General features: G+C 63.5%; 5 protein-coding genes. 2 read left to right on the forward strand and 3 right to left on the reverse strand.

Annotated elements, in window-relative coordinates; all coding sequences use genetic code 11:
* Window positions 1-22: 22 nt before the first annotated feature.
* Genes VIF40_RS07680 through VIF40_RS07690 form a run of 3 tightly spaced genes read right to left on the reverse strand, consistent with a single transcriptional unit; the run spans window position 23 to window position 2,718 of the window.
* Window positions 23-424 (reverse strand): cytochrome C, encoded by a 402-nt coding sequence (locus VIF40_RS07680; RefSeq protein ID WP_331936939.1) that lies wholly within the window; start codon window positions 422-424, stop codon window positions 23-25.
* 12 nt (window positions 425-436) lie between these two features.
* Complete coding sequence (locus VIF40_RS07685) at window positions 437-1,510, reverse strand: metallophosphoesterase family protein (protein ID WP_331936940.1); 1,074 nt, start codon at window positions 1,508-1,510, stop codon at window positions 437-439.
* A 38-nt stretch (window positions 1,511-1,548) separates the two neighbouring features.
* The gene (locus tag VIF40_RS07690; RefSeq protein ID WP_331936941.1) at window positions 1,549-2,718 is read right to left on the reverse strand and encodes a cytochrome-c peroxidase; all 1,170 of its coding nucleotides are present in this window, start codon (window positions 2,716-2,718) and stop codon (window positions 1,549-1,551) included.
* Between the two features lie 393 nt (window positions 2,719-3,111).
* Between VIF40_RS07690 and VIF40_RS07695 the strand changes: the two genes are divergently transcribed.
* The gene (locus tag VIF40_RS07695) at window positions 3,112-4,176 is read left to right on the forward strand and encodes a cytochrome-c peroxidase (RefSeq protein WP_331936942.1); all 1,065 of its coding nucleotides are present in this window, start codon (window positions 3,112-3,114) and stop codon (window positions 4,174-4,176) included.
* 196 nt (window positions 4,177-4,372) lie between these two features.
* Window positions 4,373-5,824, forward strand: coding sequence for an acid phosphatase (acpA, locus tag VIF40_RS07700; protein WP_331936943.1), 1,452 nt, complete (start codon window positions 4,373-4,375; stop codon window positions 5,822-5,824).
* Window positions 5,825-6,203 lie beyond the last annotated feature (379 nt).

Genomic DNA, 6,203 nt, shown 5'->3' on the forward strand with positions numbered 1-6,203 from the left:
CGTCTCCTCGATCCCGCCGTCCTCAATGCTGACCCGGCGCGAGCTTCACGCCGCGCCGCTCGAATGTGATGTAGGAGACGAGCGCCGTCATGCGCGGATCGTCGGGCGCGAGATTGGCGCCCTGGAGCGGATTGCGAATGCACCAATTCACCATCTCGAACAGCTGCGCCACCTTGCCGAGCTGCTTCTGGAACTTCGGATAGGTCTCGGGGTGCGTGTTGGCGGCGTTGGGGTGACATTGCGCGCAGGCGACGCCATTGGTCCCGAGCGCGCCGCTCGTCCATAGCTCGCGGCCTTTCGCCGCCACCAGATCGAATTCCTTCTGATAGCGCTCGATATCGGTCTTGGTGAATTCGTCGGCGCGCGTCGCCGTCGCGCCGATCGTCGCGAGGCCGAGAGCGAGAAGCAGTGTCGAGCGAAGCATTGCGAACTCCGATCAATATTGATTTTGCGGCAGACGACGCTGCGTCGGCTCCTGATAGGCGACATCGACCGGATGCCCGGCCTTGTGATCGAAGGCGACGGTGCGCTGATCATTGTCCCAGAGCTGATAGCGCGCGGTGACGCGGCCAGAGCCCATGTCGATCAGCTGCCAGCCGGTGGCGTCGCGCTCGAAGAAGGGATCGGCGCGGTTCATCGGAATGGTGAGCACGGGCAGATGGCTCTCCGCCTGCGCATAGCTCTGCGGATAGGGCCAGGGCCAGGCTGTCGCCATCACCGAATTGAAGCTGATGTTGCCGATCTGATTGTATTGGATCTGATGGACATGGCCGTAGATGACATTGACGCTGTCGAAGGGCGCGAGCAGCGCCTGCACCTCCTCGGCGTCGTCGGTCCAGAAATTCCAGCCCTTGTAGATCTTTTGCAGCGGCGAATGGGAGAAGACGACGAGCGGCGTCTTCTTGTCCAGCTTGGCGAGATCATTGGCGAGCCATTTGCGCTGCTTGTCGCCGACCATGAAGGGCGAGCCATTGGGATTGTCGAGCCCGGCCATCTCCAGCATGCGCTGCTCGGCCGTCGGCCAGCGATGGAAGGTCCATTGCTCGCTGGTCAAAATCGAGTTCAGCACGACAAAATGCACGCCCTTATGATCGAAGCTGTAATAATGCGGGCCGTAGAGCTTGCTCCAATAATCGCCGAGGTCGAGATAATAATCGTGCTCGCCCATGACGGCGTGCAGTCTGCCTTTCAGCTTGGAGAGCATTTCGGCGCCGTGGTCGAGCTCCTCGCGCTTGCCGAGCTGGGCGAGATCGCCGCCGAAGATGACGAAATCGGATTCCGGCCTCACCAGATTGGCCTCGGCGACGGCGCGTTTCAGCCCCTGGTCCCAATTGCGCACGAAGCTCGCGCCTTTGATCTGCTGGATATGCGCGTCGGAAATATAGGTGAAGGTGAAGTCCTCCCGCTCGCCGCCGAAGGCGAGCGTGACCATGCTGATCGGCAGAGTGGTCAGCGCCGCGCCGGCGCCGGCTCCGGCGAGCACGCTGCGTCTGGTGACGAATTCGCTCATCTGCTCGGCTCCCTTTTCGCGATCGCGCCGCGTTCAGCTCATCTCGTTTTGGCGCCGAAATAGGCCGGCGTGGTGAGCGTCTCCATGAAGGCGACGAGATCGTCCATCTGCTGCTCGGTGAGGTTCAGCGGGCGAATGCCGCCGGAGAGATAATCATTCACCTGGGCCGGATCGCCCTCGCTGCGGCCGCCATTATTATAATGCTTGACGACATCCTTCAGCGTCCTCAGCGAGCCGTCGTGCATATAGGGCGCGGTCACCGCGACATTGCGCAGAGTCGGCGTCTTGAAGGCGCCGATGACGTCGAATTGGTCGGTGACGGCGAAACGTCCGAGCTCGGAGGTTTTAGGGTCGGTCAGCACGGCCTTGTCGACGTCCGCGCCTTTCGCCTTGGCGGTCAGGAATTCGGCGGAGAGACGCGGCACGTCGAATTGCGCCCGATTGATGCCGACGCCGATATTGTGAAAGCGATTGTCGGTGAACAGCGCCTGATCCTGCTCGATCACATGGCAGGAGACGCAACGGCCCTGGCCGACGAACACCTCGAAGCCGCGCTTGGCGGCCTCCGATATCGCATTCTCCTGATGGCCGAAGCGCCAGTGGTCGAAAGGCGAATCGGCGGAGACGATGGTGCGCTCATAGGCGGCGATGGCCTTCTTCACCTCCTCCATCGTCACGCCGTCGCCGGTCTTGCCGAAGGCTTTTTTGAAAAGCTCGACATAAAAGGGATCGGTGCGCGCTATGGCGAGGATCGGCTCATGCGTGGCCAAGCCCATCTCGACGGGATTGAGGAAAGGGTGCTGCGACTGATCCTCGAGCGAGGCGGAGCGTCCGTCCCAGAACAGCGTCGTGAAATAGGCCGAGTTGATGATCGTCGGCGCATTGCGCGTGCCGGTCTTCTTGCCGATTCCGTCGGAGGCGCGGATCCCCTCGGAGGTGCGCAGCGGACTGTCGGTGAAGGCGTGGTCGTCCTTGTGGCAGGTGGCGCAGGCGACCGCGCCGTCCGAGGAGAAACGCAGATCGTGGAACAGCCGATTGCCGAGGGCGATCTTGTCGCTCGACTGCGGATTGTCCGGGGGGATGGGGACCGGAGGCAGGCCCAGCGGCTCGGCGACAGCGACGCCCGCGAAACCCACGTTCGCGAAACCCGCGTTCGAAAGACTGAGCATTGCCGCGAGCATCGTCGCGGCGCGCTTGCGCACGGCCATGTCTTCCTCCCCGACTCGTCGCGCCCTGTCGGATGGACCCGCTTCTTTTCATCGGCGCGATGGTCTCGATCCTGCCTGGAATTTTTCTAATCGGCAAGGCTTCTCACGATTCGCGGAGAGATTTCATCTTCGCCTCGGCCAGCAACTGGAGCTGTGCAGCGCAAAAATATTTGCGCGCTCCGGGGCGAAAGCAATATCTGCGGCGGCAGAGGTGTCGCCAATTCGACATATTCGCGAAAATAGCAGCGTTATAGTTGCAATTACATGATTTCTCGTAATTTGCTGCATAATCGCCTTTGCCCGAGAGCCCAGCTTGTGGTAGGCGGGCGGCGGTTCGGGCCGAGGCTGTTTCGCAGCGCACGCTCGTTTCCCAATCGGAGGAGCCCTCGGAAAATGTCACGTGCATTCATCGCCACGCTGAGCGTGCTGGCGCTGTTCCCGTTCGCCGCCATCGCCGGCGATCTGCGGACGGACGCCAACGCCGTCTTCAAGCCCATCACCCCGGCCGCGGCCGCCAAGGCCGTCAAGAACAACGACCTCACGCCCGCCAAAATCGAGCTCGGCAAGCAGCTGTTCTTCGATCCGCGCATCTCCTCGAGCCAGCTCATCAGCTGCAACTCGTGCCACAATCTGAGCCTCGGCGGCGTCGACGCCGGCTCGACCTCTGTCGGCCATGGCTGGCAGAAGGGCCCGCGTCGCGCGCCGACCGTTCTCAACGCCGTGTTCAACGTCGCCCAGTTCTGGGACGGCCGCGCCGAGGATCTGAAGGCGCAGGCCAAGGGGCCGGTGCAGGCCGGCGTCGAGATGAACAACACGCCCGCCAATGTCGAGGCGACGCTGAACAGCATCCCGGGCTATGTCGCCTCCTTCCAGAAGGCGTTCCCCGGCGATAGCAAGGCCGCCAATTTCGACAATTTCGCCAAGGCGGTCGAGGCCTTCGAATCGACGCTGGTGACGCCCAACTCGCGCCTGGACAAATTCCTCGGCGGCGACGAGGCGGCGCTCGACGCGACCCAGAAGAAGGGCCTGCGCCTCTTCATGGACAAGGGGTGTAGCGGCTGCCACGACGGCGTGAACGTCGGCGGCGGCAGCTACATGCAGTTCGGCGGGGTGGAGAAGCCGGCGCCGGCCGTTCTGCCGGATGCCGACAAGGGACGCTTCGCCGTCACCAAGAGCCCGGCGGATGTGTTCTCCTTCCGCGTCGCGCCGCTGCGCAATGTCGCGCTGCGCGCTCCCTACTTCCACACCGGCCAGGTGTGGACGCTGGAGGAGGCGGTCTCGATCATGGCGAAAAGCCAGCTCGGCGTCGAGCTCGCGCCGGACGAGACCACGGCGATCGTCGCCTTCCTGGGCGCGCTGACCGGCGAGCAGCCGCATGTCGACTATCCGCTCCTGCCGGCGCGCACCAATGCGACGCCGCATCCGCAGCAGGATTTCGGCATGAAAATGGCTCACTGAGCGCTCCTCGGAGCGTTCCTCGCCCGAGCATAGGCAGAGCCTCCGCGCAGTCTCGCGCGGAGGCTTTTTCTTGCAAGGTCACGAATTTTTTTCTTGCAAGGTCATGAATTTTTCTTGCGGTCACGCCTTTGCAGTCACGAAATCGTACGTTTGTGTTCTTATGCTTCGACACGGCCATTTCGAAACGGAGCCGCGCATGACGCTCTCACGAGTTTTCGCCAAAGCCTCCGTCTGGCCGCTGCTCCTCGGCCTCGGCGGCTCCGCTCTCGCACAGGAGGCGTCGAATCCTTTCGCCGCGATCGGCCATATCGTCGTGATCTACACGGAGAACCGCAGCTTCGATAATGTCTTCGGCCTCTATCCCGGCGCCGAGGGGCTCGGCATCGGCGCCGATCGCTTCGCCCAGATCGACGTCGACGGCAAGCCGTTCGGCGAGCTGCCGCCCATTCGCGGCGAGAAGGGCGTCGACGGCCGCTTTCCCGCGGTGCTTCCCAATGCGCCTTTCCCGATCGACGCCTTTCTGCCCAATGCCGAGAAGACGCCGGATCTGACGCATGACTTCTTCCAGGAGAAGGAGCAGATCGACGGCGGCAAGATGGACCGTTTCGCCGCCGTTTCCGGAGCCGGCGGGCTGGTCATGGGCTATTACGACGGCCGCTCGCTCGCGCAATGGCGTCTCGCGGAGGAGTTCACGCTCGCCGATCATTTCTTCCACGGCGCCTTCGGCGGCTCCTTCGTCAATCATATGTTCCTCGTCTGCGCCTGCACGCCGACGTTTCCCGCGGCGCCGCCGTCGCTGATCGCCGAGGTCGACGAGACGACCGGCTTGCTCGCCCGCGCCGCGGATTCGCCGAGCAGCGCGCGGCTCGGCGCGCCGCGCTATCGAAAGCCCGGCCCGGTGACCAGCGACGGCTATGCGGTGAGCACGCTGCAGCCGCCGACGCCGCTGTCGCCGCTCGATGCGGCCACGCCGCCCGGGTTCGGCCTGCCGCCGCAGACGCTGCCGACGATCGGCGACCGACTTTCCGAAACGGGCGTGTCATGGGCCTGGTACGCCGGCGGCTGGAACGAAATGCGCGCCGGGCGCATTCGCCAGCGCGCCGCGCCGGAGTTTTTCCAGACGCATCACCAGCCCTTCCTCTATTTCGCGAATTTCGCGGACGGCACGCAGGCGCGTGAGCGGCATCTGAAGGACGCCGACGACTTCTTCGCCGCCGCGGAGGAGGGGACGCTGCCCGCCGTGTCCTTCTACAAGCCGGTCGGCAAATTCAACGAGCATCCCAATTACGCCGATCTGAAGACCGGCGACGCGCATCTCGCGGAGGTCGTCGCCCGGCTGCGGCGCAGCCCGAATTGGAAGGACATGCTGATCATCGTCACCGCCGACGAGAACGGCGGCGCCTGGGATCATGTCGCGCCGCCGACCATCGACCGCTTCGGTCCCGGAACGCGCGTGCCGACGCTGATTCTGTCACCCTTTGCGAAAAAGGGATTCGTCGATCGCACGATCTATGACACGGCGTCGATTCTGGCGACGATCGAGACGCGTTTCGGATTGGCGCCGCTCACCGCGCGCGACAGAGGCGCGGCGGATCTGCGCAATGCGCTCGAGACGACCATTGCAGCGCCGGGAAGCGCCACCCGCTGAACGGCGCCGCGCTGCGGCTCAAGTCATTCTGTCACAGCCCGGCCGGGGAGGTGTGTTCGAGGCAGCGGCGCCTGATCGATAGGCGCAGCTCATGCCACAACATTCTGAATAATGCTCAGTTCATATCGTCGCACGGGATTCGGAGGGGTTCCGGCGCGGATAGGACCGCCCGAAATTGCGGCGCCGCATAAACTACCTGTAAGAGCGCCATCTACTACTCTATAGATTGTTTTGACCCACCCTATTGGATATTGTCATTATTGGGCGGAACGGAAATGGTTGCGCCTCGCCGAACGAGGGCGTTTCGGATGGTTTGGCGCTGGGAGGCGCGAGGGCGTTCGGGGTTTTCGTTTCGCGCGGCGATTTCGAAAGAATTCGT

Origin of the sequence: Methylosinus sp. (assembly GCF_036560965.1) — a bacterium.
GTDB lineage: Bacteria > Pseudomonadota > Alphaproteobacteria > Rhizobiales > Beijerinckiaceae > Methylosinus.